The 24,508-nt window shown below is 66.9% G+C and carries 20 protein-coding genes; 12 read left to right on the top strand and 8 right to left on the bottom strand.

Annotated features, from left to right (window positions below):
- The first annotated feature begins 38 nt into the window (after window positions 1-38).
- The 4 genes from MKCMC460_RS24675 to MKCMC460_RS24660 all read left to right on the top strand — a co-directional run bounded on the left by MKCMC460_RS24675 (window position 39) and on the right by MKCMC460_RS24660 (window position 7,962).
- On the top strand, window positions 39-4,877 hold the full coding sequence (locus MKCMC460_RS24675; RefSeq protein WP_236977676.1) for a PPE family protein: 4,839 nt from the start codon (window positions 39-41) through the stop codon (window positions 4,875-4,877).
- Between the two features lie 38 nt (window positions 4,878-4,915).
- Entirely contained in the window at window positions 4,916-6,286 is a 1,371-nt protein-coding gene (locus tag MKCMC460_RS24670) for a hypothetical protein (protein WP_236977675.1), read from the top strand.
- 43 nt (window positions 6,287-6,329) lie between these two features.
- Window positions 6,330-7,415: a methyltransferase gene (locus MKCMC460_RS24665; RefSeq protein ID WP_370653001.1), complete on the top strand. Its 1,086-nt coding sequence runs from the start codon at window positions 6,330-6,332 to the stop codon at window positions 7,413-7,415.
- A 133-nt stretch (window positions 7,416-7,548) separates the two neighbouring features.
- Window positions 7,549-7,962: a hypothetical protein gene (locus tag MKCMC460_RS24660; protein ID WP_236977673.1), complete on the top strand. Its 414-nt coding sequence runs from the start codon at window positions 7,549-7,551 to the stop codon at window positions 7,960-7,962.
- Window positions 7,963-8,044: 82 nt separating this feature from the next.
- On the opposite strand, the gene coaA is transcribed toward MKCMC460_RS24660, so the two are convergent.
- Window positions 8,045-8,983, bottom strand: coding sequence for a type I pantothenate kinase (coaA, locus tag MKCMC460_RS24655; RefSeq protein ID WP_236977672.1), 939 nt, complete (start codon window positions 8,981-8,983; stop codon window positions 8,045-8,047).
- Between the two features lie 146 nt (window positions 8,984-9,129).
- Here coaA and glyA point away from each other — a divergent pair, with 146 nt between their 5' ends.
- The 5 genes from glyA to MKCMC460_RS24630 all read left to right on the top strand — a co-directional run bounded on the left by glyA (window position 9,130) and on the right by MKCMC460_RS24630 (window position 15,335).
- Window positions 9,130-10,410 (top strand): serine hydroxymethyltransferase, encoded by a 1,281-nt coding sequence (gene glyA / locus MKCMC460_RS24650; RefSeq protein ID WP_236984384.1) that lies wholly within the window; start codon window positions 9,130-9,132, stop codon window positions 10,408-10,410.
- A 120-nt stretch (window positions 10,411-10,530) separates the two neighbouring features.
- The gene (locus MKCMC460_RS24645) at window positions 10,531-11,358 is read left to right on the top strand and encodes an acyl-ACP desaturase (protein ID WP_236977671.1); all 828 of its coding nucleotides are present in this window, start codon (window positions 10,531-10,533) and stop codon (window positions 11,356-11,358) included.
- 263 nt (window positions 11,359-11,621) lie between these two features.
- Complete coding sequence (locus MKCMC460_RS24640) at window positions 11,622-12,923, top strand: PhoH family protein (RefSeq protein ID WP_236977670.1); 1,302 nt, start codon at window positions 11,622-11,624, stop codon at window positions 12,921-12,923.
- A 41-nt stretch (window positions 12,924-12,964) separates the two neighbouring features.
- Window positions 12,965-13,840: a polysaccharide deacetylase family protein gene (locus MKCMC460_RS24635; RefSeq protein WP_236977669.1), complete on the top strand. Its 876-nt coding sequence runs from the start codon at window positions 12,965-12,967 to the stop codon at window positions 13,838-13,840.
- 52 nt (window positions 13,841-13,892) lie between these two features.
- Window positions 13,893-15,335, top strand: coding sequence for an adenylate/guanylate cyclase domain-containing protein (locus tag MKCMC460_RS24630; RefSeq protein ID WP_236984382.1), 1,443 nt, complete (start codon window positions 13,893-13,895; stop codon window positions 15,333-15,335).
- A gap of 15 nt (window positions 15,336-15,350) precedes the next feature.
- On the opposite strand, the gene MKCMC460_RS24625 is transcribed toward MKCMC460_RS24630, so the two are convergent.
- From MKCMC460_RS24625 to glpX, 3 genes are all read right to left on the bottom strand, one after another.
- Entirely contained in the window at window positions 15,351-16,364 is a 1,014-nt protein-coding gene (locus MKCMC460_RS24625) for a hypothetical protein (protein WP_236977668.1), read from the bottom strand.
- 90 nt (window positions 16,365-16,454) lie between these two features.
- The gene (locus MKCMC460_RS24620; protein WP_236977667.1) at window positions 16,455-17,864 is read right to left on the bottom strand and encodes a class II fumarate hydratase; all 1,410 of its coding nucleotides are present in this window, start codon (window positions 17,862-17,864) and stop codon (window positions 16,455-16,457) included.
- A gap of 30 nt (window positions 17,865-17,894) precedes the next feature.
- Window positions 17,895-18,968 (bottom strand): class II fructose-bisphosphatase, encoded by a 1,074-nt coding sequence (gene glpX / locus MKCMC460_RS24615; RefSeq protein WP_236977666.1) that lies wholly within the window; start codon window positions 18,966-18,968, stop codon window positions 17,895-17,897.
- Between the two features lie 77 nt (window positions 18,969-19,045).
- On the opposite strand from glpX, the gene MKCMC460_RS24610 reads away from it, so the two are divergent.
- Window positions 19,046-19,690: a DUF4245 domain-containing protein gene (locus MKCMC460_RS24610; protein WP_236977665.1), complete on the top strand. Its 645-nt coding sequence runs from the start codon at window positions 19,046-19,048 to the stop codon at window positions 19,688-19,690.
- 13 nt (window positions 19,691-19,703) lie between these two features.
- On the top strand, window positions 19,704-20,501 hold the full coding sequence (locus MKCMC460_RS24605) for a dienelactone hydrolase family protein (protein WP_236977664.1): 798 nt from the start codon (window positions 19,704-19,706) through the stop codon (window positions 20,499-20,501).
- Here the strand turns inward: MKCMC460_RS24605 and MKCMC460_RS24600 are convergent.
- From MKCMC460_RS24600 to MKCMC460_RS24585, 4 genes are all read right to left on the bottom strand, one after another.
- Window positions 20,482-21,612, bottom strand: a complete 1,131-nt coding sequence (locus tag MKCMC460_RS24600) for an AI-2E family transporter (protein ID WP_236977663.1) — start codon at window positions 21,610-21,612, stop codon at window positions 20,482-20,484. The two genes, MKCMC460_RS24605 and MKCMC460_RS24600, sit on opposite strands and share 20 nt — an antisense overlap.
- Window positions 21,613-21,801: 189 nt before the next feature.
- Entirely contained in the window at window positions 21,802-22,239 is a 438-nt protein-coding gene (locus MKCMC460_RS24595; protein ID WP_236977662.1) for a hypothetical protein, read from the bottom strand.
- Window positions 22,239-22,406: a hypothetical protein gene (locus MKCMC460_RS24590; RefSeq protein ID WP_236977661.1), complete on the bottom strand. Its 168-nt coding sequence runs from the start codon at window positions 22,404-22,406 to the stop codon at window positions 22,239-22,241. Before MKCMC460_RS24590 ends, MKCMC460_RS24595 begins: the two co-directional genes overlap by 1 nt.
- The gene (locus MKCMC460_RS24585) at window positions 22,396-23,760 is read right to left on the bottom strand and encodes an SRPBCC family protein (protein ID WP_236977659.1); all 1,365 of its coding nucleotides are present in this window, start codon (window positions 23,758-23,760) and stop codon (window positions 22,396-22,398) included. The genes MKCMC460_RS24590 and MKCMC460_RS24585 overlap by 11 nt, the downstream gene beginning before the upstream one ends.
- A 107-nt stretch (window positions 23,761-23,867) precedes the next feature.
- On the opposite strand from MKCMC460_RS24585, the gene MKCMC460_RS24580 reads away from it, so the two are divergent.
- Window positions 23,868-24,485, top strand: a complete 618-nt coding sequence (locus MKCMC460_RS24580; RefSeq protein ID WP_236977657.1) for a TetR/AcrR family transcriptional regulator — start codon at window positions 23,868-23,870, stop codon at window positions 24,483-24,485.
- The last annotated feature ends 23 nt before the right edge of the window (window positions 24,486-24,508 follow it).

Below are 24,508 nucleotides of genomic sequence, written 5' to 3'. Positions count from 1 at the left end.
AGAAGCTTTCCTGCAATGTAAGGAAGAGGACTGAGCCGGTGAGTTTCCTGACTTTGCCACCCGAGATCAACTCGCTGAACATGTTGATCGGTGCGGGATCGGCGCCGATGGCGTCGGTGGCCGCGGCCTGGGACGGTTTGGCGTCCGAGCTCGGCTCGGCGTCGTCGTTTTTCGAGGCGGTGACCTCCGGGCTGATCAACGACGCCTGGCAGGGCCCGGCGTCAACGGCGATGGCCGCAGCGGCGACACCCTACACCGCGTGGCTCAGCGCCGCGGGCACGGCGGCCGAGGCCTCGGCCGCCCAAGCGCGTGCGGTGGTCTCGGCCTATGAGACGGCGCGGTCGATGATCGTGCATCCGGCGTTGATCGCGGGCAACCGTAATTCGTTGGTGTCGTTGGTGGTGTCGAACCTGTTCGGCCAGAACGCGCCGGCGATCGCAGCCGCCGAAGAGATTTACGAGCAGTTCTGGGCCCAGGATGTGGTCGCGATGGTCGACTACTACGGCGGGGCCGCGGCGGCCGCGGCGGGATTGACCCCGTTTGCCAAGGGGCCGTTGGGTCAGTTGGCCGGCGCCAGCGGAATCATCCAGTCCGCAGTCACGCAACTGTCCGGCTTGGCCGGCGGCAATGTCAAAGCCGTCGTCGCAAGCCTGGGTTCCGGGAATCTGAGTGGCCTGAAACTGGGCAGCCTGCTGGGCGGATTCAACCTCAGCGGTGTGCTGAGCAGTTTGCACCTGGGCACCGGCAACCTGGCCAACCTGAACCTGCACAACCTGGGTCTGGGAGGCATCGGCACCGGCGGCGCGGCTGCCGCCGGGTTCGGCGGCGGGTTCGGCCGCCACTTCGGCTCGTGGGGTCACTTCGGCGGCTCGAACCTGCTGATGTCGAGTCTGTCCGGCGGCGCTCTGAGCAACGTCCTGAGCAGCGGTGTCATCGGCAGTGTGCTGAGCACCGGCAGCCTGACCGGCCTGCTGAGCAGCCCGACGGTGAGCAACCTGTTGAGCAGCCCGGCCGTGAGCAGCCTGTTGAGCGGCAAGAGCCTGGCCAACCTGTTGAGCAGCAAGTCGGTGAGCAGCTTGCTGGCCAGTCTGCACGTCAGCACCGGCGACGTGACCAGCGTGCTCAACCAGCTAGGTGTCTCGGGCGCTGGTACGGCAGCCGCAGGTTGGGGTCATCACGGCGCGTGGGGTCACGGTTTCGGCGACTTCGGTGGCGCCGGCCGCGGCCTGGGCTTCCTGACCGGCCTCCTGAACACCGACTTCGTGTCCAACGCGATCAGCAGTGGCAGCGTGAGCGCGCTGTTGAGCGGCACGTCGGTGACCGGTCTGCTGAACAGCTCCGCGGTCAACACCCTGCTCAGCAGCACCACCGTCACCAGCTTGCTGAGCAGCCCGACGGTGAGCAGCCTGCTCAGCAGCCCGACCGTGAGCAGCCTGCTGAGCAGCAAGACGGTCAGCAGCCTGATCGGCAGTCTGCACCTGAGCAACGGAAGCAGCCTGAGCAACCTGCTGACTCAGCTGGGCGTGGGCGCCACCGGTTCGGGCGGGCCTAGTGCCGCTTCGACGCTGTCGACCCCGTGGGGCAATTTCTCGCTGAACCAGATCACGAACTTCGTCGAGACCCACGGTGGCCTGCAGACGGTGCTGAACAACTTGTCGAGTTCGCCGGCTTTTACCAACTGGGTGAACTCCGGGGCGTTGGCCAGCCAGCTGAGCAGTCCCGCGGTGACCAATCTGCTGAGTAGTCCGGCCGTCACTACCCTGGTGAACAGCCCCCCGGTGAGCAGTTTGTTGAGCAGCCCGATGGTGAGCGGCCTGCTGGCCAGCCCGTCGGTGGGCAGTTTGTTGAGCAGTCCGGCGCTGAGCGGCCTGTTGAGCAACACCTCGGTGAGTAGCCTGCTCAGTCATGTGCACCTGACCAACGGCAGCAGCCTGAGCAACCTGTTGTCCCAGTTGGGTAGCAGCGGTAGTGCGGGTGCGGCGGCGTCGGTGTTGTCGACGCCGTGGGGCAACTTCTCGTTGAGTCAGATCACGCGGTTCATCGACACCCATGGTGGGTTGCAGGCCGTGGTGACCAGTCTGTCGAGTTCGCCGGCGTTCACCAACTGGGTGGATTCCGGGGCATTAGCCGCCCAGTTGAACAGCCCCGCGGTGAACACGCTGCTGAGCAGCCCGGCGGTCACCACGGTGACCAGCCTGCTGAGCAGCCCGAGCACGGTCACCAACTTGTTGAGCAGCCCGGTGGTGTCCAACCTGTTGAGCAGCCCCGCCGTGAGTAACCTGCTCAACGGTAAGACGTTGAGCAGTCTGCTCAGCGGCAAGACCCTGACCAGCCTGCTGGACTCCGGGAATCTGAGCAGCTTCTTGTCGCAGCACGTGAACCCCGCGGCCGCGACAGCCGCCGTCACCGATGCCTTCGGCAACACCGGTACCGGCAATATCGGGTTCGGTAATACCGGTGACAACAACATCGGGTTCGGCAATACCGGTAACGGCAACATCGGCATCGGCAATAACGGGTTCGATCTGAACGGGATCCTGAATTCCGGGGTGGGTAACTCGGGGTTGTTCAACACCGGTAGTTACAACACCGGTATCGGCAACTCCGGTATCGCCAATACGGGGTTGTTCAATCCGGGCAGCTTCAACACCGGCATCGGTAACCGCGGCAGCTATAACACCGGCAGCTTCAACCAGGGCAGCTTCAACAGCGGTGACTTCAACGGTGGTGACACCAACACCGGCTGGTTCAACAGCGGCAACCTCAACACCGGTATCGGCAACTCGGGCAACATCAACACCGGTATCGGCAACTCCGGCAACATGAACAACGGGATGTTCATCCGGGGCGACGCTCAGGGCATGCCCGGGTTTACCTACACCGCCCACATCGACGCGATTCCGGTGGACTTCGGGATGCGAATCCCGTTGAACCTGACCATTTCCGGCGGCACCTTCGACATCACTACCCAGCCGTTCACCATTCCCCAATTCCCGCTCACTGTCAGCGGCCTGCTGAGCGGCGGCTACGTCGGTCCGATCAACGTCCCGGTCATCACGGTCAGCGGACCACAGCTGAGCCTGGTCGTCGGCGGCCCGGGATACACACTGTTCGGCGGCATCACCGGCACTGTCGGCCCGATCGATATCCCGTTTGGGATCCCGGCGGGTCCGGGTTTGGGCAACACCACGGCCACCCCGTCGTCGGGATTCTTCAACAGCGGCTCGGGTAGTTCGTCGGGCTTCTTCAACCTGGGTGCCGGCAGTTCGGGGCTGCAGAACATGGGGCTGAGTGCCTCGGGTGTGGGCAACGTGGGCAACATGCTCTCGGGCATGCGCAACCTGGGCAACTCGATGTCGGGCTGGTTCAACGTGAGCTCGCTGGACGCCGCGCAGGCTGCGGTGGTCTCCGGTCTCGGCAACGCGGGCAGTCAGGTGTCGGGTTTGTTCCACGACGCCGTCACCGACTTCACCACTTTCAGCCTGGGGATCGGCAACCAGGGTGGCCTGAACGTGGGTGGGGGCAATATCGGGGCGCTGAACTTCGGCTTCGGCAATGTCGGTGGCAGCAACTTCGGCGGCGGCAACCTGGGCGATCTGAACTTCGGGTTCGGTGATCTGGGCAGCCACAACTTCGGGTTCGGCAACCTCGGTGACGGCAACATCGGGTTCGGTAACTCCGGTAGCGGCAACATCGGCTTCGGTAACACCGGTAACGGCAACATCGGCTTCGGCAACTGGGGTGACGGCAACACCGGCTTGGCCAACTGGGGTAACAACAACTCCGGGATTGGCCTGCTGGGTAGCGGCAATGTCGGCTTCGGTGGGTTGAATGCGGGCACCGACAACATCGGGTTGTTCAACTCCGGTACCGGTAACCGCGGCTTCTTCAACTCCGGCACCGGAAACACCGGTATCGGCAATGCCGGTGACTACAACACCGGTATCGGCAACACCAGCATCGCCAACACCGGTATCGGCAACACCGGCAGCTACAACACCGGCATCGGCAACACCGGCAACCACAACACGGGCAGTTTCAACGTCGGCAGCTTCAACACCGGCGATGCCAACCCGGGCGATCTGAACACCGGCAGCTTCAACGGCGGCAGCATCAACACCGGCTTCGCCAACGCCGGCGACCTCAACACCGGCTCGTTCAACACCGGCAGCATGAACCTGGGTTCGTTCCAACTGGCCGACAGCCAGGGGCTGGACGGCTACAGCATCCCGATCGATTTGCCGGGGATTCCGATCGACCTGGTGGCCCACACTGACGTGGCGATCCCGGTCACCGGTTACATCCACCCGATCACCATCCAACCGATCCCAACTTTCGGCATCCCGGTCCGTGCGCAGATTTCAGTGCTGCTTACCTTCACTTTCGCTGGAACCCTCGCGTCCCCGGTGATCGACCCCATCGTCATCAACCCGATCGTCTTCAACAACCTCTCCGTCGGGGCGAACATCCAGATCCCCGTCGATCTGACACTGCTCGGCCGACTCAACCTGGGTGTACCGGGTCTGCTCGGCATCGGGAACTCGGGCGGATCCGTATCTTCGGGCTACTTCAACGGAGATGCCAACGGGACCTCCGGGTTCTTCAACTCGAGCAACCTGAGTTCGGGCTTCGCCAACGCCAACGGGGCGTTGACGTCGGGCTGGTACAACAACGGCTCGCTGGTCTCCGGGTTCCAGAACCTGGGCAATGCGATTTCGGGCATCGCAAACACCAGCGACGTGGCCGGGGCCGCGTTGATGTCCGGCATCGGCAACATCGGCAACCATCTCTCCGGCATCCTGCAGGGCCAGACACAGCTGTTCTCGCAGTGGGCACAGAACATCTCTCCCTTCCACTTCAACACCGAGGTCGGATAGCAGCTGCTGGGGCATCTGCCGCGTGACAGACTGGATGCATGGCTGCGCTGTCGGCGGTGGTGTTCACGCTGAGCGGTTGGCTCGGGCTGTATCTGCTGGCCCGCGATCCGCGCAAGCCGGTGCTCGTGCTGGCCGCGGTCGGCTTGTGCGGCTTCGCGTCGGTGGTGGCGCTGGACGCGGTGCGGACCATCAGCGTTCGGCACGCGCACCTGCTCAGCCAGCTCGAGGTCTACCTTGTCGCCGTCCCGGGCGTGGCGTGGTTCGCGGTGCTCCTCGAGCTGGCCCGACCGTCCGATAGCGCCCGGGGCCGCAACCGGGAGATCGTGTTGGTCACCGGGGTTGCCGCGCTGACGCTGCTGGGAGCGGCGATGGCGGGCAACGTCGACGCTCCATTAAGACTCGGGCACTGGCTGATGTGCGCGGTGATCTCACTGTCCACGCTGGGCGCGATGGCGGTCAACGCCGTGCGGCCCACCCGGCCGGCTTCGGTCACCGGGGCCGTCGTGGTGGCGACTCTGTTCTTCGCGCTGGCCAATGCGATTCTGATCATTCCGCTGGGTCTGGTGCCCAGTTGGCTGGCGCTGGCGTCGACGGGTGTCGACGTGTTGTTGCTCGGTGGTGCGGTGGCGCTGTGGGACGCCTTCGACGAGGGTCAGGCGCTGCGTGCCGACATGGCGCGCTCGTTCGCCGGCTGCACGGCGGTGGCGACGCTGTTCGGCGGCCAGGCACTGATCGGCCTGGCGGTGACGCGCGGTGAGCCGGGTGCGCAGACGGCGTTGACCGTGCTGCTGTTCACCAGCCTGGCGATCTCGATCACGGTCCAGGTGCTGGCCGACCCACTGGCCGGACTGCTGGACCGGCTGGCGTTCTCGCGGTCACCCGAGCTGCGGGCCAGCCGGGCCGCGCTGCGCGACGCCGGTGCCGCGTTGCCGCTGCGGTCGCAAGACCCCCTCGTCGACGTCGACGACGACACCTTCGTGCGGCTCACCCGACGGGCGCTGGGCCACTATGGCGATCTGACCAAGTTGGTTGCCAGCCCGCTGACCGCGCTGCCGGTGATCGACGAGCGGCTGGCCGCCCGTGGGGCGCCCGACCACCCGGTGGAGCGGGCCAACGAACTCAAGGCCGTGCTGGCCGACGGCATCGGGCGGCTCAAGCCCCGCGACAGCGGCGACTTCGGCACCACCGAGGAATGGCGTTACTACAACTCGCTGTACTTCCCCTACGTGGTCGGGGTACGCGCGTATGCGCAAAACGCCACCGCGGCCGGCCTGGATCCGACCGCGCGGCAGGCATGGCAATGGCTGGTGACCGAGGTGCCGCAGCGCTCGCTGCACAACTGGCAGAATGCGGCGGCGAAGTTGATCGCCGCCGACCTGCGCGGCCGGGTCGCGGTTACCAGCGACTAGAGTCGCGGTTTCCCAGGCGCCTACCGACAGACGGAGAACAGCTGTGCCGAGCAAACTTCCACCGCCCAAGGTCGTGCAGATGATCGACGCCGCGCGTCATCACTTGGCCCAGTTGCACCGCCGCATGGTGCCCCCGCCGGTCGCGATGATGGAGATGGTCTCCAACGCGTGGGTGTCCCAGGCGATCGTCGCGGCCGCCGAGCTCGGCATCGCCGACGCGCTCGCCGGCGGCCCGTTATCGGCCCAGGAATTGGCGACCGCCGTCAACGCGGACGCCGATGCGCTGCGCCGACTGCTCAGGGCGCTGATCAGCAGAGGCATTTTCCGGCAGCGCCGCGACGGGCGTTACGACCTCACGCCACTTGCCGGCACGCTGCGCCGCGACGCGGAGATCCCGCTCACCGGATGGGCGCGGTGGCTGGGCTCCCCGCAACACCGCGAGCATTGGAGCCATCTCACCGATGCCATCCGCACCGGCCGGTCCGTCATACCCGCGCTGCGCGGCAAACCGGCCTTCGAGTACCTGGCCGCCGAGCCCGAGCTCGGCGAGATCTTCAACCAGGCCATGACGGGCGGATCCGCCTTGTCGATCGGACCGGTGATCGCCGCCTACGACTTCAGCCGGTTCGCCACCATCGTCGACGTCGGCGGCGGCCACGGCCGGCTGCTGGCCGAGATCCTGGCGGCCACCCCGGCGGCGCGCGGCGTGCTGTTCGACCAGCCCCAGGTGGTTGCCGGGGCCCCGGCCGTCCTGGCCGAACGCGGCGTCGCCGAGCGCACCCGGATTGCCGAGGGGTCCTTCTTCGAGTCCGTGCCGGCCGGCGGCGACGCGTACATCCTCAAGAGCGTGATCCACGACTGGCCTGACGACGACGCCGTGCGGATCCTGCGCAATGTGCGGGCGGCGGCCGAGGCCGGCTGCCACCTACTACTGGTCGAGTTCGTGATTCCCAAGCACCACCGGGAATTCGTGGGCAACTGGCTGGACCTGGAGATGTTGATCGCCCTGGACGCACGCGAACGTACCGCCGCCGAGTTCGAGCGATTGTTCGACCGGGCCGGCTTCCAATTGCAGCGGGTGGTGGAGACGGCGTCGCCGTTCAGCGTGCTCGAGGCCCGAGCGGTCTGAGGCCCGCGGCACAAAACTCCTGGTCGCGGCGCAGCTGGCAGTAGATGGCAGCGTCATGCGTCGATCTGGCAGTGCCCGAACGGCACCGTCGAAGCTGTCCGAACCGACCGTGCAAGACAGCTAGGAGCACCCCATGACCGCCATCCCAGGCCCCGCCACCCGGCCCCTCAACGACTCGACGGACTCGCTGCTGCGGTTCGCCATGCGCGCCGACGCCACCCTGACCGGCCTGATGGGCCTGGTGGTGGCCGCCGCCGCCGACCCGATCTCGCGGCTGACCGGCCTGACTTCCGGCCAGGAGTACAGCATGGGCGGCTTCTTCGTGCTCTACGGGCTGGCCGTGTTCAGTCTGGCCGCGCTGCCCGACCTGCGCCGTGCCGGGATCGGCGTCGTGGTGGCCAACCTGGCCTACACCGTGGCGGCGATCGTCGCGGCCGAGCTGGTGCCGATGACGGCGGTCGGCGTGGCCGCGACGCTGGCCTCCGGCGTCTACACCGCGGCGTTCGCGGGACTGCAGTACCTGGGAGTGCGCCGCGTCACGGCGTAACTCCCCTCATGAACCGATGCGGGGTCGCCACCGCCCGAGCGTTGTGGTTGTGGCCCCGCATCGGCATTCGAGCTGGGGAAAGTTACAGCTTGCGCAGCCGCAGCCGGTTGATGGAGTGGTCGGCGTCCTTGCGTAGCACCAGAGTGGCCCGCGGCCGGGTGGGCAGGATGTTCTCCACCAGGTTGGGCCGGTTGATCGACCGCCAGATTTCCTTGGCCGCGACGACGGCCTGCGGGTCCGACAGATCCGAGTAGTGGTGGAAGTGCGATTCCGGGTTGGCGAACGAGGTGCTGCGCATGGCCAGGAACCGCGACACGTACCACTGTTCGATGTCCTCGATCCGGGCGTCGACGTACAGCGAGAAGTCGAACAGGTCCGACACCATCAGCGTCGGACCGGTCTGCAATACGTTGAGTCCTTCCAGAATCAAGATGTCGGGATGACGAACGACGTGTTTGGCGCCGGGGATGATGTCGTAATGCAGGTGTGAATACACCGGTGCGCACGCATATTCCGACCCGGATTTCACCGACGTGACGAAGCGCATCAACGCGCGGCGGTTGTAGCTTTCCGGAAAACCTTTGCGGTGCATCAGATTTCGCCGGTTGAGTTCGGCGTTGGGATACAGGAAGCCGTCGGTGGTCACCAGATCTACCCGCGGGTGGTGATCCCAGCGGGCCAGCAGCGCCTGCAGCACACGGGCCGTCGTCGATTTGCCGACGGCCACGCTGCCCGCCACGCCGATGATGAACGGCACCGGCCGGTCGGGGTTCTGTTGCGGCTCGCCGAGGAATTCCGCGGTGGCGGCGAACAACCGCTGTCGCGCGGCGACCTGCAGGTGGATGAGCCGGGCCAGCGGCAGGTAGACCTCCTCGACCTCCAACAGGTCGATCTGTTCGCCGAGACCACGAAGGCCGATCAGTTCCTCTTCGGTCAGGGCCAGCGGGGTCGCCATACGGAGCGACCGCCATTGTTTTCGGTCGAACTCGACGTATGGGCTCGGCTCGCTCGGCCGCGGCATTGGGCCATTTTTGCAGGACCGTAAGCGGCGCTGACCGTTGGGCCGGTCAAACCGTGCCTGAGCCGGCAAAAGGCACGCTGGATAGACTGACGCACGTGACTGCCGCACCCGATGCCCACGTTTCCGCCCGTGATACCGCCTCGTTGATGTCGTCGCCGCTCGACGAGGTCGACCCCGATATCGCCGAGCTGTTGGGCAAGGAACTGGGGCGCCAGCGCGACACCCTGGAGATGATCGCGTCGGAGAATTTCGTGCCGCGATCGGTGCTGCAGGCGCAGGGCAGCGTGCTGACCAACAAGTACGCCGAGGGTCTGCCGGGCCGGCGCTACTACGGCGGCTGCGAGTACGTCGACGTGGTGGAGAACATCGCCCGCGACCGGGCCAAGGCGCTGTTCGGCGCCGACTTCGCCAATGTGCAGCCGCATTCGGGCGCCCAGGCCAACGCCGCGGTGCTGGCCGCGCTGATGTCGCCGGGGGAGCGGCTGCTGGGCCTGGATCTGGCCAACGGCGGGCACCTGACCCACGGGATGCGGCTGAACTTCTCCGGGAAGTTGTACGAGAACGCCTTTTACGGCGTCGACCCCACCTCGCATCGGGTCGACATGGACGTGGTGCGGGCCCAGGCGCTGCAGTTCCGTCCCCAGGTGATCATCGCGGGCTGGTCGGCCTACCCGCGGATTCTGGACTTCGCGGCGTTCCGGTCCATCGCCGACGAGGTGGGCGCCAAATTGTGGGTCGACATGGCGCATTTCGCCGGCCTGGTCGCCGCGGGGCTGCATCCGTCGCCGGTGCCGCATGCCGACGTGGTGTCCACCACCATCCACAAGACGCTGGGCGGTGGGCGTTCCGGAATGATCATCGGCAAGCAGGAGTACGCCAAGGCGATCAACTCGGCGGTGTTCCCCGGCCAGCAAGGCGGCCCGCTGATGCACATCATCGCCGGCAAGGCGGTGGCGCTGAAGATCGCCGGTACGCCCGAGTTCGCCGAGCGCCAGCAGCGAACCCTCAGCGGGGCCCGGATCCTGGCGGACCGGCTGCTGGCCGACGACGTCGCCAAGGCCGGTGTATCGGTGGTCAGCGGCGGCACCGACGTCCACTTGGTGCTGGTCGACCTGCGTGATTCGCCGCTGGACGGGCAGGCTGCCGAAGATCTGTTGCACGAGGTCGGCATCACGGTCAACCGCAACGCCGTGCCCAACGACCCGCGGCCACCGATGGTCACTTCGGGGCTGCGGATCGGGACGCCCGCACTGGCCACCCGCGGTTTCGGCGACGCCGAGTTCACCGAGGTGGCCGACGTCATCGCCACCGCGCTGGCGGCGGGCGCCTCCGCCGATGTGTCCGGCCTGCGCGCCCGGGTGACCCGCCTGGCCAGGGAGTTCCCGCTCTACGACGGGCTCGAGGACTGGAGCCTGGTCGGGCGCTAGCTGGCGCCGGAGCAACCGTCTCCGGTCTGCAATTCCAGCCTGTTCGGCTTCACCTAACTGTGACGCGACACGGCGCGCGCAGAGTTGAAAGAACCTGTGTCAGCGGGTTACAGTTACCGCATGGCACAGAAACCTGTCGCTAACGCGCTCACTCTGGAACTCGAGCCTGTGGTGGAAGCCAACGTGGACCGCCACCTGCGCACCGAGGACATCTGGTTCGCCCACGATTACGTGCCGTTCGACCGCGGCGAGAACTTCGCGTTCCTCGGCGGACGGGACTGGGATCCCTCCCAGGCGACCCTGCCGCGCTCGATCACCGACGCCTGCGAGATCCTGCTGCTGCTCAAGGACAACCTGGCCGCGCATCACCGCGAGTTCGTCGAGCACTTCATCCTCGAGGACTACTGGGGACGCTGGATCGGCCGCTGGACCGCCGAAGAGCACCTGCATGCGATCGCCCTGCGCGAGTACCTGGTGGTGACCCGCGAGGTCGACCCGACCGCCAACGAACAGGCCCGCGTCCAGTACGTGATGAAGGGCTACCGTGCCGAGCACTACTCGCAGGTCGAGACCCTGGTCTACATGGCCCTGTCGGAGCGTTCGTACGGCACCTTCTGCCGCAACCTCGCCGCCCGGATCGAAGAGCCGATCCTGGCCGGGCTGATCGACCGGATCGCCCGGGACGAAGCGCGGCACGAGGAGTTCTTCGCCAACCTGGTCGCCCATCTGCTCGACTACACCCACGACGAGACGATCGCGGCGATCGCCGCCCGCGCGGCCGACCTCGAGGTGCCCGGCGCCGACATCGAGGCCTACGCCGACAAGCTGCAAAACGTCGCCGACGCCGGCATCTTCGACGCGGCGCAGCTGCAGCAGGTGATCTCCGAGCGGATCACCGCCTGGGGGCTGGCCGACGAGCCGGCGCTCAAGCAGTTCGTCACCGACTGACCCGATCTCGCCGATCGGCGTATTGCATTTGCGTGTCACGGTTTTGTCTCGGCGCGCCTGCGCTGCGGGGGTGCGGCCACCGGAGTAGCGTCCCCCTCGATGGCCAGCGACTTGCTCTGCTGCCAGGGCGGCACTCCCGGTTTCTGCACCGGTAACCACACCGGTCGTAGGAAAGGCAGGACCGGACCCGGTCCTGGTGCCGCGGCCCCCGCCGACACGCTCGCGTGGGTCCGCCCGAGCGCTATCCGCTCGAGGAGCGCCCCGTGACCGAAACCCGGACGTACGTGCTCGACACCTCCGTACTGCTGTCCGACCCCTGGGCTTGCAGTCGGTTTGCCGAGCACGAGGTGGTGGTTCCGCTGGTTGTGATCAGCGAACTGGAAGCCAAACGTCACCACCACGAGCTGGGATGGTTCGCCCGCCAGGCGTTGCGGTTGTTCGACGACCTGCGTCTTGAGCACGGCCGGTTGGATCAGCCGATTCCGGTTGGCGCGCAGGGCGGTTCGCTGCACGTCGAGCTCAACCACACCGACCCGTCGGTGCTGCCGGCAGGGTTCCGGACCGACAGCAACGACTCGCGGATCCTGAGCTGTGCCGCCAACCTGGCCGCCGAGGGCAAGCGGGTCACGTTGGTGAGCAAGGACATTCCGCTGCGGGTCAAGGCCGCCGCGGTCGGGTTGCCGGCCGACGAGTACCACGCACAGGACGTGGTGGTGTCCGGCTGGTCGGGGATGCGCGAGATCGAGGTGGCCGCCGAGGACATCGGCGAGTTGTTCGCCGACGGCGAGATCGACCTGGCCGAGGCCCGGGATATGCCGTGCCACACCGGGGTTCGGCTGCTCGGCGGTAGCTCGCACGCGCTGGGCCGGGTGACCCCTGCCAAACGCGTCCAACTGGTCCGCGGTGACCGGGAGGTGTTCGGCCTGCGGGGCCGCTCCGCCGAGCAGCGCGTTGCGCTGGACCTGCTGCTGGACGAGTCGGTGGGCATCGTCTCGCTCGGCGGCAAAGCCGGCACTGGAAAGTCGGCGCTGGCCTTGTGTGCCGGGCTGGAAGCCGTGTTGGAGCGGCGCACCCAGCGCAAGGTGGTGGTGTTCCGGCCCCTGTACGCCGTCGGCGGCCAGGAGCTGGGCTACCTGCCCGGCAGCGAGAGCGACAAGATGGGCCCGTGGGCGCAGGCGGTGTTCGACACGCTGGAAGGGCTGGCCAGCCCGGCCGTCCTCGAGGAGGTGCTGTCCCGCGGCATGCTCGAGGTGCTGCCGCTGACCCACATCCGCGGCCGGTCGCTGCACGACTCGTTCGTGATCGTCGACGAGGCGCAGTCGCTGGAACGCAACGTGCTGCTCACCGTGCTGTCCAGGCTGGGCACCGGATCCCGGGTGGTACTCACCCACGACATCGCGCAGCGCGACAACCTGCGGGTGGGCCGGCACGACGGGGTGGCCGCGGTGATCGAGAAGCTCAAGGGTCATCCGCTGTTCGCGCACATCACGCTGCTGCGCAGCGAGCGGTCGCCGATCGCGGCGCTGGTCACCGAGATGCTCGAGGAAATCGCCGGTCCGAACTGAGCGCTCGGCCGGCCGGGACGGCGTTTCGGTAAACTTTCCCGGTGCCGAAACGACCCGACAACCAGGCCTGGCGCTACGGGCGCATGGTCTTCGGTGTGGTCGTGGCCGCGGCCGTCCTGGTGATCGGTGGCCTGACCGGCCACGTCACCCGGGCCGACGACGCGAACTGTGCGGTGGTCAAGTGCATCGCGCTGACCTTCGACGACGGTCCCGGTCCCTACACGGACCGGTTACTGCAGATCCTGCGGGACAACGACGCCAAGGCCACGTTCTTCCTGATCGGCAACAAGGTGGCCGCCAACCCGTCGGGCGCCAAGCGGATCGCCGACGCGGGCATGGAGATCGGCAGCCACACCTGGGAACACCCCAACATGACGACGATCCCGCCCGAGGACATCGCCGCCCAGTTCGCCCGCGCCAACGACGCCATCACCGCCGCGACCGGACGAACACCGGTGCTGTATCGGCCCGCGGGCGGGCTGTCCAACCCGGCGGTGCGCCAGACCGCCGCCACGTTCGGCCTGGCCGAGATCCTGTGGGACGTCATCCCGTTCGACTGGGCCAACGACGCCAACACCGCGGCGACGCGGCAGGTGCTGATGACTCAGATCAAACCGGGGTCGGTGGTGCTGTTCCACGACACCTACTCCAGCACCGTCGACCTGGTCTACCAGTTCATCCCGGTGCTCAAGGCCAACGGCTATCACCTGGTCACGGTCAGTGAGCTGCTCGGCCCCCGCGCGCCGGGCAGCAGCTACGGCAGCCGGGAAAACGGTCCGCCCGCCAACCAGTTGCACGACATCCCGGCCGCGCAGATACCGGCGTTGCCCAACACGCCGTCGCCGAAGCCGATGCCGAACTTCCCGATCACCGATATTCCGGGGCAGAACTCCGGCGGACCGAACAACGGTGCCTGACGACTCGGGACCCAAGTCGGCCCTGCGCTTGTCGCTGCAGTATGCAGCCGACCTGAGCCTGGCCTACGTGCTGGCCGTGATCGACGCTGCCGCCATTCTGATCCCGCTGCGCGGGCACACTCTCGGCGTGGCCGACGCCGACTTCGCCGAGCGGAACACGGCTTTGGTGGCGCTGCTGGTGGTGTTGAGCACCGTGACAGTGGCGGTCGCCGGGCCGCTGATCCTGGCGCCCACGCTGCGCTGGTATGTGGCCGGTGCCGAGCCCACCGCCGAACAACGCGATGCCGCAATGAAAATCGCCGGCAAGCAGTCGGCGTTGCTGGCGGGGGTCTGGATCGGCAGCGGCGCGATCCTGTTGCTGGTCAACCGTGCCGGCGGTGGGGCGCTGCTGGTGCCGATCCTGCTGGGAGTGGCATTGGGCGGCGCGGCGGCTGCCGGCACGGGTCTGTTGCTGGCGCAGCGCACGCTGCGGCCGATCATGGGCGTCGCGACCCGGGGTTGCGAACCGCGACTGGTGGTGCCGGGGGTGCTCGCCCGGCTGGTCCTGCTGTGGTTTCTGTGCAGCGCGTTGCCCATCGGCGTCATCGCGACCTTCGTGGGTTTGCGGTCCGCCGGTTGGCTCATCGACCGGTCCGCGGCCCTGGACGTGCCGGTGCTGGTGGTGTCGCTGGCCGCGCTGGTTCTGGGGCTGCCGACGATGATCCTGACGTCGCGGTCGATCTCCGACCCGGTGGGCGAAGTCGCCGACGCGATGGCCGAAATCGAGCACGGCCACATGGGCACCTATGTCGGGGTGTACGAACGTTCCCAAATCGGGCGTCTGCAAAGCGGATTCAACCGGATGGTCACCGGTTTGGAGGAACGCGAGCGGATCCGTGACTTGTTCGGCCGGCACGTCGGGACCGATGTGGCCCGGCGCGCTTTGGAGGAAGGCTCCTCGCTCTCCGGCGACGTGGTGGAGGCGGCGGTCCTCTACATCGACCTGGTCGGATCCACCGGGCTCGCCGAAAGCCTTCCGCCGCAAGAGGTTGCCGAGGTGCTCAACGACTTCTTCCGGATCGTCGTCGACACCGTGCACGAATTCCGGGGTTTGATCAACAAATTCGAGGGCGACGCCGCCCTGGTGATCTTCGGCGCGCCCTTGCGCTCCGAACAGCCGGCCTCCGACGCGCTGGCCACGGCGCGTGCGCTGGCGGCCAAGCTGCGCCGACTTCCGTTGGTGGACTTCGGGATCGGTGTCTCCGCCGGCCGCGTGTTCGCGGGCAACATCGGTGCGGAGAACCGCTACGAGTACACCGTGATCGGCGACGCCGTCAACGAAGCCGCGCGGTTGGCCGACCTGGCCAAGACCTCGGATCGGCGAATCCTGTGCTCGGGCGCCGCGATCGAACGCGCCGAAACGGCCGAGCGCAAACGCTGGAGCGAGCGCTATTCCACGGTGCTGCGCGGCCGCTCCGAACCCACCCACGTCTCGGCGCCGGTGGGCGACGACTGAGCCTGCCCGGCTGCGCTACTTCTTGGTGACCTTCAGCGCCGCGATGGCGCCGTCGACGATGGCCTGCGACGCCGAGTCGCCGATCGGCACCGCACCCAGGAAGATGGTCACCGGTTTGGTGTTCACCGCGACGATGGTGACGGTGTCGCCCTTGACCCCGCGCGAGGCGTCACCGATGGCGACGTCGGCCTGCACCTTGGCGGCCTTGACGCCGTCGACGGTGATAGACGACGTGTTCTTGGGGCCCAGCGAGGGCGAAACCTGGTTGTAGCCGGGTCCGGCGGCGACGCAGTCCAGCAGTTTGGACGCTTGGGCGCTGACGTCCATGCTGGTCACGAAGTTGGTCACGGCCACTTCGACCTGCATCATCCACTGGTTGCCGCCGGCCACCTCTTTGGCCAGGCCCGCTCCGTCGATCAGGTTCGGGTTCTGGTCGTCGATGTAGGGCTGCCACCCGGACGCCACGCTGGCCGGGAAGGACAGCGTGCCGGCGGTCACCGTGTCGCCGGTGGGCATGGCGCCACCGGACACGTTCGGGGTGCAATCGGTGGCCGTCTGCTGGCCGCTGCCCGGACCTGAGGTCTCGGTAGTGGTGCTCGGCGAGGATGTCGCGGACGTTGAGCTCTTGCCGCTGTTGAGGGAGACGACCAGGACCACTACCAGGATGATCGCGCCCAGCACCGCGATGCCGCCGACGATCAGCCAGGGCAGCTTGGAGTTCTTCGGCGGCGGCCCCGGCGGGTAGGGCCCACCCGGGCCACCCGGGCCACCCGGTCCGACGGGTCCGCCCGGCCAGCCGGGCGGCTGTTGGCCGGGCTGGGTGAATTGTTGCGGAGGGTAGCCGGGGTTGCCGTAGGGGTCGGTGCCGTATGGGGCGGCGGGCTGCTGGTAGGGGTAGGGGGCGGCCTGGGTGGGTTCAGCCGGCTGTCCGCTCCATTCCGGCGGCTGTCCACTCCAATAAGGTTGCTGCCCATACGGATTCGTTCCGTAGGGGTCCTGACCGTAGGGACCGCCGGGAGGCACCGTCATATCTCAACCACTCTCACTTCTCGTCGGCCGCCCCGTCGGGCGGCAACGCAACCGCGTCAGCGCAATTATGCGGGTGGGCTGGATGCGATGCTAGTTCTCGTCGGTCGTCTCGACCTTGGCCATCGCCAGAACATCCAGGCGGCGGTCGAGTTCCTCGATCGAGAGCTTGTCCCCGATCAGGCCGCGGTCGATGACGGTCTGGCGAATCGTCTTGCGCTCTTTGAGGGCTTGTTTGGCCACCGCGGCGGCTTCTTCGTAACCGATCGCCGAGTTCAGCGGCGTCACGATGGACGGCGACGACTCGGCGAGCTCACGCAGGTGCTCGACGTTGGCCTTGAGTCCCACGATGCAGCGCTCGGCGAACAGCTTTGACACGTTGGTCAGCAGCTTGAACGATTCGAGCAGGTTGCGGGCCATCATCGGGATGTAGACGTTGAGTTCGAACGCGCCGGAGAGCCCGCCGACGGCGACTGCGGCGTCGTTGCCGATCACCTGCGCGGCGACCTGGGTGACCGCTTCCGGCAGAACGGGATTCACCTTGCCCGGCATGATCGAGCTGCCCGGTTGCAGGTCGGGCAGCTGAATCTCGGCCAGGCCGGTCAGCGGGCCCGACCCCATCCAGCGGATGTCGTTGGCGATCTTGGTCAGTGACACCGCGATGGTGCGCAACGCTCCGGACGCCTCGACCAGTCCGTCGCGGGTCGCTTGTGCTTCGAAAGAGTTTGTGGCCGTGCGTAATTCGGATAGCCCGGTCTGCTCAACCAGTACCGCGACCACCCGGACGCCGAAACCGTCGGGGGCATTGAGGCCGGTGCCGACGGCGGTGCCGCCGATGGCCAGTTCACCGAGGCGGGGCAGCGACGCGCGCACCCTTTCGATGCCGGCCTCGATCTGGCGGGCGTAGCCGCTGAACTCCTGGCCCAGTGTCACCGGCACGGCATCCATCAGGTGGGTGCGTCCCGACTTGACCACCGTCTGCCACTCGAGTGCCTTGTCCGCCAACGCGCCCTGCAGAATCTCCAGCGCCGGAATCAGGTGACTCACCGCGGCTTCGGTGGCCGCGATGTGGGTGGCAGTCGGGAACGTGTCGTTGGACGACTGCGACATGTTGACGTCGTCGTTGGGGTGCACGGTGACCCCGTTGGCGGCCGCGATGGACGCAATCACCTCGTTGGTGTTCATGTTCGAGCTGGTGCCCGAGCCGGTTTGGAAGACGTCGATGGGGAACTGGTCGTCGTGGCGGCCGTCGGCGATCTCGGCGGCCGCGGCGATGATCGCGTCGGCCTTCTCCGGCGCCAGCAGTCCGAGGTCCTTATTGACCTGCGCGCAGGCGCCCTTGAGCAGGCCCAGCGCCCGGATCTGGGTGCGCTCCAGGCCCCGCCCGGAGATCGGGAAGTTCTCCACCGCACGCTGGGTTTGGGCGCGCCACAACGCTTTTGCCGGTACCCGCACCTCGCCCATGGTGTCGTGCTCGATGCGGTATTCGCCTTCTTCGGCCATAGCTCTGGGGTTTCCTTAGCTTGTCGGGGGTTACGGCAGGGGGTAGGCGGCGTTGGTGTCGCCGGTGAAGTCGATCGCCGAGTATTCGTTGAGCTTGGACAACCGGTGGTAAGCCTCGATCATGCGCACGGTCCCGGACTTGGAGCGCATCACGATGGACTGGGTGGTGCAGCCGCCGGGCTGGTACCGCACCCCCTTGAGGAGGTCGCCGTCGGTGACCCCGGTGGCGCAGAAGAAGACGTTGTCCCCCGAGACGAGGTCCCGGGTGGTCAGCACCCGATCAACGTCGTGGCCGGCGTCGAGCGCCTTGCGGCGCTCGGCCTCGTCGGTGGGCGCCAACTGGGCCTGAATCGCCCCGCCCATGCATCGGATGGCGGCGGCGGTGATGATGCCCTCCGGGGTGCCGCCGATGCCGGCCAGCATGTCGGTGCCCGAGCCGGGCCGGCACGCGGAGATGGCGCCGGCGACGTCGCCGTCGGTGATCAGCCGGATGCGCGCCCCGGTATCACGGACGTCGGCGATCAGCTGCGCGTGCCGTGGGCGGTCCAGGATGCAGACGGTCATGTCGGCCGGCGAGAGTCCCTTGACCTTGGCAACCGCCCGGATGTTCTCGGCGATCGGCGCCGTGATGTCCAGCACGTCGGCGGCCTCGGGCCCGACGGCGATCTTGTTCATGTAGAACACCGCCGACGGGTCGAACATGGCGCCACGGTCGGCCACCGCCAGCACTGAGATGGCGTTGGGCATCCCTTTGCTCATCAGGGTGGTGCCGTCGATCGGGTCGACGGCGAAGTCGCATTCGGGCCCGTCGCCGTTGCCCACCTCTTCGCCGTTGTAGAGCATCGGCGCCTCGTCTTTTTCACCCTCGCCGATCACCACGACCCCGCGCATCGACACCGAATTCACCAGCTGGCGTATCGCGTCGACCGCGGCGCCGTCGCCGCCCTCCTTGTCGCCGCGGCCCACCCACCGGCCCGCAGCCATGGCGCCGGCCTCGGTGACCCGCACCAGTTCCATGGCCAGGTTGCGGTCGGGGGCTTCGCCCCGGGACGGTCGCGCGGGCGACCCACCGGCCACGGTCGAGCCGGATCCCTGTGCAGTCACGGTTGGTGCCCCTTCCTTCATTCGCTGGTGATTGTCCCAGAAGCAGAACGCCGGTCTGGAGCTGGGATACTCGGGGGGTGACCTCCGAGCCGCAGCCGACGCCCAAGCCGGCCAAGCCACGGTTGCTGCAGGACGGCCGGGACATGTTCTGGTCGCTGGCGCCGCTGGTGTTGGGCTGCATCCTGTTGGCCGGCATGGTCGGGATGTGTTCGATCGCCCCGGGTGGGACGAACCGGGGCAAGGTCCCGTCCTACGACGCGGCCGGGGCGCTGAAGGCCGACGCGGCCACGCTGGGTTTTCCGATCCGGCTGCCCCAACTGCCGCAGGACTGGAAGCCCAATTCGGGAGGTCGGGGCGGTATCGACGCCGGCCGAACCGACGCGGCCGCGGGCCAGAAGCTGCACGCATCCACCTCGACCGTCGGCTACATCAGCCCGACGGGGATGTATCTGAGCCTCACCCAGAGCAATGCCGACGAGGACAAACTGGTCGGCTCCATCCACCCCGGCATGTACCCGACCGGAACGGTCGACGTCGCCGGCATCAGCTGGGTCGTCTACCAGGGCGCCGACCAGAACGGCGCGGTGGAACCGGTGTGGACCACCCGGCTGGCCAGCCCGGCCGGCCCCACACAGGTCGCCATCACCGGCGCCGGCACGCCGGATCAGTTCCGTACGCTGGCGGCGGCGACACAGTCTCAGCAACCGCTGCCCAACAAGTAGGAGGGGTTTACGCGTGGACGCACCCGAGGCGGACCTGTCCGGCTGGTCGGCCGCACCGTTCACCGGTGCCGGCTACACCCACGACGTGTACCGGAAGGGATCGGGTCCCGGGGTGGTGCTGATCCCGGAGATGCCGGGCATCCATCCGGGGGTGTTGGCCTTGGGGAATCACTTGGTGGACCACGGATTCACCGTCGCCATTCCGTCGTTGTTCGGCGAGCCGGGCAAGCCGCGGTCGGTGCCCTACATCGTTGCCGAGATCACCCGGGCTTGTGTGGCGAAGGAATTCGCCGCGATGGCCACCAACAAACAGCGGCCGGTATCGCTGTTCCTGCGCGCCCTGGCCCGCGACCTCAGCGCGTCGACGCCGGGCCAGGGCGTGGGTGTGATCGGGCAGTGCTTCACCGGCGGGTTCGCTCTCGCCGCTGCCGTCGACGACAGTGTGCTCGCCCCGGTACTCAGCCAGCCGTCGGTGCCGTTTCCGCTGACCGCCAAGCAGCGCCGCGATCCCGGGCTCAGTGAATCAGAGCTGAGCGTGGTCGCCGGGCGCTGCGCCGACGAAGGCTTGTGTGCTATGGGATTACGCTTCAGCGCGGACAAGATGGCACCCGGCGAAAGGTTTGCCACTCTCAAAGCGCGCCTCGGGGACGCGTTCGAGGTGATCGAGATCGACTCCGGTCCCGGCAACGAACACGGGTTCGGCCGCATGGCGCACTCGGTGCTCACCGACGAGGTCCGCGAGGTCGACGGGCAGCCCGCCTACCAGGCGCGCAAGCGCGTCGTCGAGTTCCTCACCCAGCGTCTGACTTAGCTCGCCCGGGCAGCCATCCGCGCCGAACGGGCTTGTCCTCCAAGGGTTTCAACTCGACACCCTTGTACACCGCCAGGTAGACGTCGATGGTGGTGACGATGACGATCATCAGCACCGGCCCGATGATGATGCCCCACGGCCCGAACATGGAGATGCCGGCGAACACCGAGAGCAGCATCAGCGCCGGGTTCAGCCGGGCGTCGCGCGGCACCAGGATGGGCCGCAGAAAGTTGTCGACGTTGGTGACCACGATCAGATGGAACAGCACCACGAACAGGCCGCCGCCGATGTTGCCGAAGAACATCATGCCGATGCCGAACGGGATGGTGACGATGCCGCCGCCCAGCGGGATGATCGACAACGCCGTCAGCAGGATCGCGAAGATGAAGAAGCCGTGGTGGAACCCGGCGAGATAGACCGAGGCGGCACCGGCCACGCCCTGAAAAAAGGCGATCACGAACTGGCCGTTGACGGTGCCGCGCACCATCGAGCCCATCTTCTGCAGATACAGGTCGGTGACTTCTTCGCCGAGCGGGTTGAGCTGGCCGATCAGGGTGCGCAGCTTGTCGCGGTTCACCAGCATCGCGACGAAGACGTACAAGAAGATGATGGCCGAGGTGATCACTCCGGCCAGGCTGCCGGCGGTGCTCTGCAGGACGCTCAGCAGCCAGTGGCCGGCGTTCTGCGCGGCCGAGACCATCGCCTTGCGCAGTGTTTCGGCGGTGACGGTGACGTGGGCGAACGGCACGTGGCTCAGCAGGTCGTTCACCAGATTCAAGGCCTTGTCGCCGAGGCTGTTGGTGCCGGTCGAGCGCACCCAGCCGGCTACCGAGTCGACCATCCGGGCGATCTGTACGACCGCCAGCGTCACCAGTAGCCCGACCGGCACGATCACCATCAGCAGCGCCGACAGCAGTGTGCAGGTGGCCGACAGTCCGGTGTTGAGGCGTTTGTTGAACCAGTTGAACAGCGGCGTGAACAGGTAGGCGCCGACGGCGGCCACCACGATCAGGACGAAGTGGTTGCGCAGGAAGTACGCGCCGAACAGCAGGGCGACGATGGTGGTCACCGCCAGCGCGCGCTTCTGAGCGGGCGTGAATTCGGTGTTCATGCCGGGTCCGCGACCACCCTCCGTGTCGGTGTTGGCCGCAACCCTAGCGGAGCCTGACCGTCGTGGACGCGATCAGCTGACCGAGAATCCGCCGTCGACGGCGAGCACCTGATTGATCACCGGACTCGGGGCGGTTTCGGCGGAGTCTGCGTCATTCGACGCCCCGCTCCTCGTGGCTCTGCTGGGCCGTCACGCCGATGCCGGGAGCGGCTCCATCTGCAGGTAGAGGTCGATGCGCGTGATCTTGTCGGAGTCGTCGAATTCGTACACCGACAGCGAATTCACGGTGCTGGTGAAACTGCCCATGGCACTGCGCTCTTCGAGTTCGAGGAACACCCGGCCGGGGGTTTCGGTGATTCGTTTGAACTCGCACTCCCATTGCGCGGACCGGGCCCAGCCGGTCAGGAACTCGACGTAGGTCGCCCAATTCATCACTTCTTTGAACGCTCCGACGCGCTGAAATTCGTCGACGGCGACGAGTTCGGCCAGCGGCGACCAGCTTTCGGCGCAGAAGCCGGGTTCCTTGGCCTCGCCGACGAGCCGTTTGACGACGAGGCTGTACTGCAGCACCGTGTGCGCGCGGCCGGTGTGGTCGCCGATGACGTCTTCGACTCTGCGTGTTGTCATCACACCGATTGCCCGGCGCGCTTCAGGTAGCGTTCGAGCACCTCGACGTATTTACTGGTGCCCTGGAACGGGCGGTGCACACCGATGGCGGCGTCCGGGAAGGTCAGCGCGTAGGCCTGAGCTCCCATCGTGGATGCGCGGGCGGCGACTGCGATTTCAATCGCCATCGGCCATGTACCGGTCGATGACGGAGTGGTAGTGGCCGATGACGACTTCCTCTTTCACCAATGTCATGTGGTCGAGGCGGTTGTTGCGCAGGCCGAGCTGCTGGCGCGGCATCTGTTCGTAATCTTGTTGCAGCGCTTCGAAATACTTGTGGCTGCCCGGTTCGGTGACGTCGGTCAATTCCACCCGGAAGGCGTCGCGATGCTCCGGCGGCAGGTACATGTAGCTGCTGACGTGCCAGATGCAGCGGTTCGGGTCGCCGTCGGGGTGCGGCGCCGCCATGACGATGTGGCACTCGCCGGCGCGGACGGTCATGAAGTAGTTGGGAAAGAGCACCCAGCCCTGGTTGTCGCTCATCTGGTCGTCGGTGAGTCCGCTGACGTCCAGCCCCATCCCGGTCAGGGTGTCACGGGTGGCCTGTTGCAACAGTTTTCGCGCGGTGACGTCGCCGGGGAAGGCCAGGGTCCCGTCCGGTGCGCGGTGCTGTTCGACGAGTTCGCGGAAGCGCGGGATCACCGCGGCCGTCGAGGGGAACGTCTCGGGCAGGTCCATGATGCCCTCGACCTGTTTCTCCGGGCCCGCCCCGCGCACCTCGAACGGCGCGACGCCGACGCTGTGATTGGCGAAGAACCGGTACCGGGTGGTGGCCGGATCGATCGTCAGAACATTCAGTAACTGCGGATGGATGCCGTTGATGTGATAACCCTCCTCGAAGGCGTCCATCACGACTTTCCAGTTGCAGTCCAACGGTTCTCGGACGTCCATCACCGCGGTCATCTCGTCGAGATGGTAGGGCGCGAGCAGTTCGGCCACCTCGGGGCCCAGGAAGTCGAGCAGCGGCTCGGCGCCGGGGTCCGGGTTGAGGAAGATGAAGCCGGCAAAGGTGTCGACCGGCACTTCCAGTAGCGAGTTGTCGCTCTTGTCCAGCGGGCCGGCCAGGTTCTCCCGCAGCATGCCGCGCAACCGGCCGTCCAACTCGTAGGACCACAGGTGGTACTGACACAGAAAGCCGCGTTTGGCGTTTCCGGTGGCAGCGTTGCACAAGATGTTGCCGCGGTGCCGGCACGCGTTGACGAAGCCGCGCAGCTTCTCGTCCTTGCCGCGGACGATCACGAACGACTGGTCCAGGATCCGGTATTGCTTCCAGTCGCCGACGCTGGGCAACTCGTCGACTCGGCCGGCGATCTGCCAGACCCGCATCCAGATCCGGTGCCGTTCCCGCTCGGCGTATTCGCGGGAGGTGTAGCGCTCGGTGGTGATGCGCATGTCGAAGGTGCCGGGGCCGATGTCGGCCAGGCCGGACCCCACCCCGGAATCGGATTGGACCCACTCTCCGGGGCGGATTGTCCGCGTCATTTGTTGCACTCCTCCGGCCGCTCCGAATATACAAATGTGTATATCAGATACAAGAATGTATATTTTAGCGGAATGACCTTGTCAACCGGTATGCGAGGATCGACCCTGTGCCGCAACGGTGGACCCGCGAGCGACGTCTCGAGCACACCCGCAACCTGCTGCTCGACGCCGCCGAGGACGTGTTCGCACGCAAGGGTCTGCTCGGGTCGGCGCTGGAGGACATCGCCGACGCCGCCGGTTACACCCGGGGCGCGATCTACTCACACTTCGGCGCGAAGGAGGAGCTCTTCCTGGCCGTCGTCGAACGTCAGCGGCAGCGATTCCTGGCGGGTTTCACCGCAGCCGTCGAATCGTTTCACCAGCTCAGCGACGTCGACCTGGACGAGCTCGCCGAACGCTGGCGGACGACGAGCGGGGGCACCGAGCGGGCGGCGCTGGGTTACGAGTTCACCTTGTTCCTGCTGCGGAACCCCGAAGCCCGAGAACGCCTCGCCGAGCAGCGGCTGCACACCATCGAGTCGCTGGCCGAGTTCATCACCGAGAACGTTTCGCGACTCGGCGCGACTCTGACGATCCCGGCCGATACCCTGGCCCGGGTCATCCTGGCGGTCAACGACGGCATCACCCTGGGTAGCCATCTCGACACTGAAGATCTCTATCGCCCGTATCTGCAGTTGATCGTGTCGAGCATTTCCCCTGCGGACGCCGGCGCGGCCGGTCGTTAACCTGGTCGGAGCCGGCAGTGGGA

It is taken from the genome of Mycobacterium sp. 20KCMC460, assembly GCF_022179425.1.
GTDB classification, from domain to species: Bacteria; Actinomycetota; Actinomycetes; order Mycobacteriales; family Mycobacteriaceae; genus Mycobacterium; species Mycobacterium kiyosense.
The sequence above is the reverse complement of the archived record's forward strand: the minus strand, read 5'-3'. Positions and strand labels throughout refer to the sequence as shown.

Excerpts from the sequence above, each read along its gene's own strand:
- MKCMC460_RS24645 (WP_236977671.1), top strand. The coding sequence starts at position 10,531 with ATGGCACAGAAACCTGTCGCTAACGCGCTCACTCTGGAACTCGAGCCT.
- MKCMC460_RS24600 (WP_236977663.1), bottom strand. The coding sequence starts at position 21,612 with ATGAACACCGAATTCACGCCCGCTCAGAAGCGCGCGCTGGCGGTGACC.
- MKCMC460_RS24625 (WP_236977668.1), bottom strand. The coding sequence starts at position 16,364 with ATGACGGTGCCTCCCGGCGGTCCCTACGGTCAGGACCCCTACGGAACG.
- coaA (WP_236977672.1), bottom strand. The coding sequence starts at position 8,983 with ATGCCGCGGCCGAGCGAGCCGAGCCCATACGTCGAGTTCGACCGAAAA.
- MKCMC460_RS24660 (WP_236977673.1), top strand. The coding sequence starts at position 7,549 with ATGACCGCCATCCCAGGCCCCGCCACCCGGCCCCTCAACGACTCGACG.
- MKCMC460_RS24670 (WP_236977675.1), top strand. The coding sequence starts at position 4,916 with ATGGCTGCGCTGTCGGCGGTGGTGTTCACGCTGAGCGGTTGGCTCGGG.
- MKCMC460_RS24620 (WP_236977667.1), bottom strand. The coding sequence starts at position 17,864 with ATGGCCGAAGAAGGCGAATACCGCATCGAGCACGACACCATGGGCGAG.
- MKCMC460_RS24590 (WP_236977661.1), bottom strand. The coding sequence starts at position 22,406 with ATGGCGATTGAAATCGCAGTCGCCGCCCGCGCATCCACGATGGGAGCT.
- MKCMC460_RS24585 (WP_236977659.1), bottom strand. The coding sequence starts at position 23,760 with ATGACGCGGACAATCCGCCCCGGAGAGTGGGTCCAATCCGATTCCGGG.
- MKCMC460_RS24595 (WP_236977662.1), bottom strand. The coding sequence starts at position 22,239 with ATGACAACACGCAGAGTCGAAGACGTCATCGGCGACCACACCGGCCGC.
- glyA (WP_236984384.1), top strand. The coding sequence starts at position 9,130 with ATGTCGTCGCCGCTCGACGAGGTCGACCCCGATATCGCCGAGCTGTTG.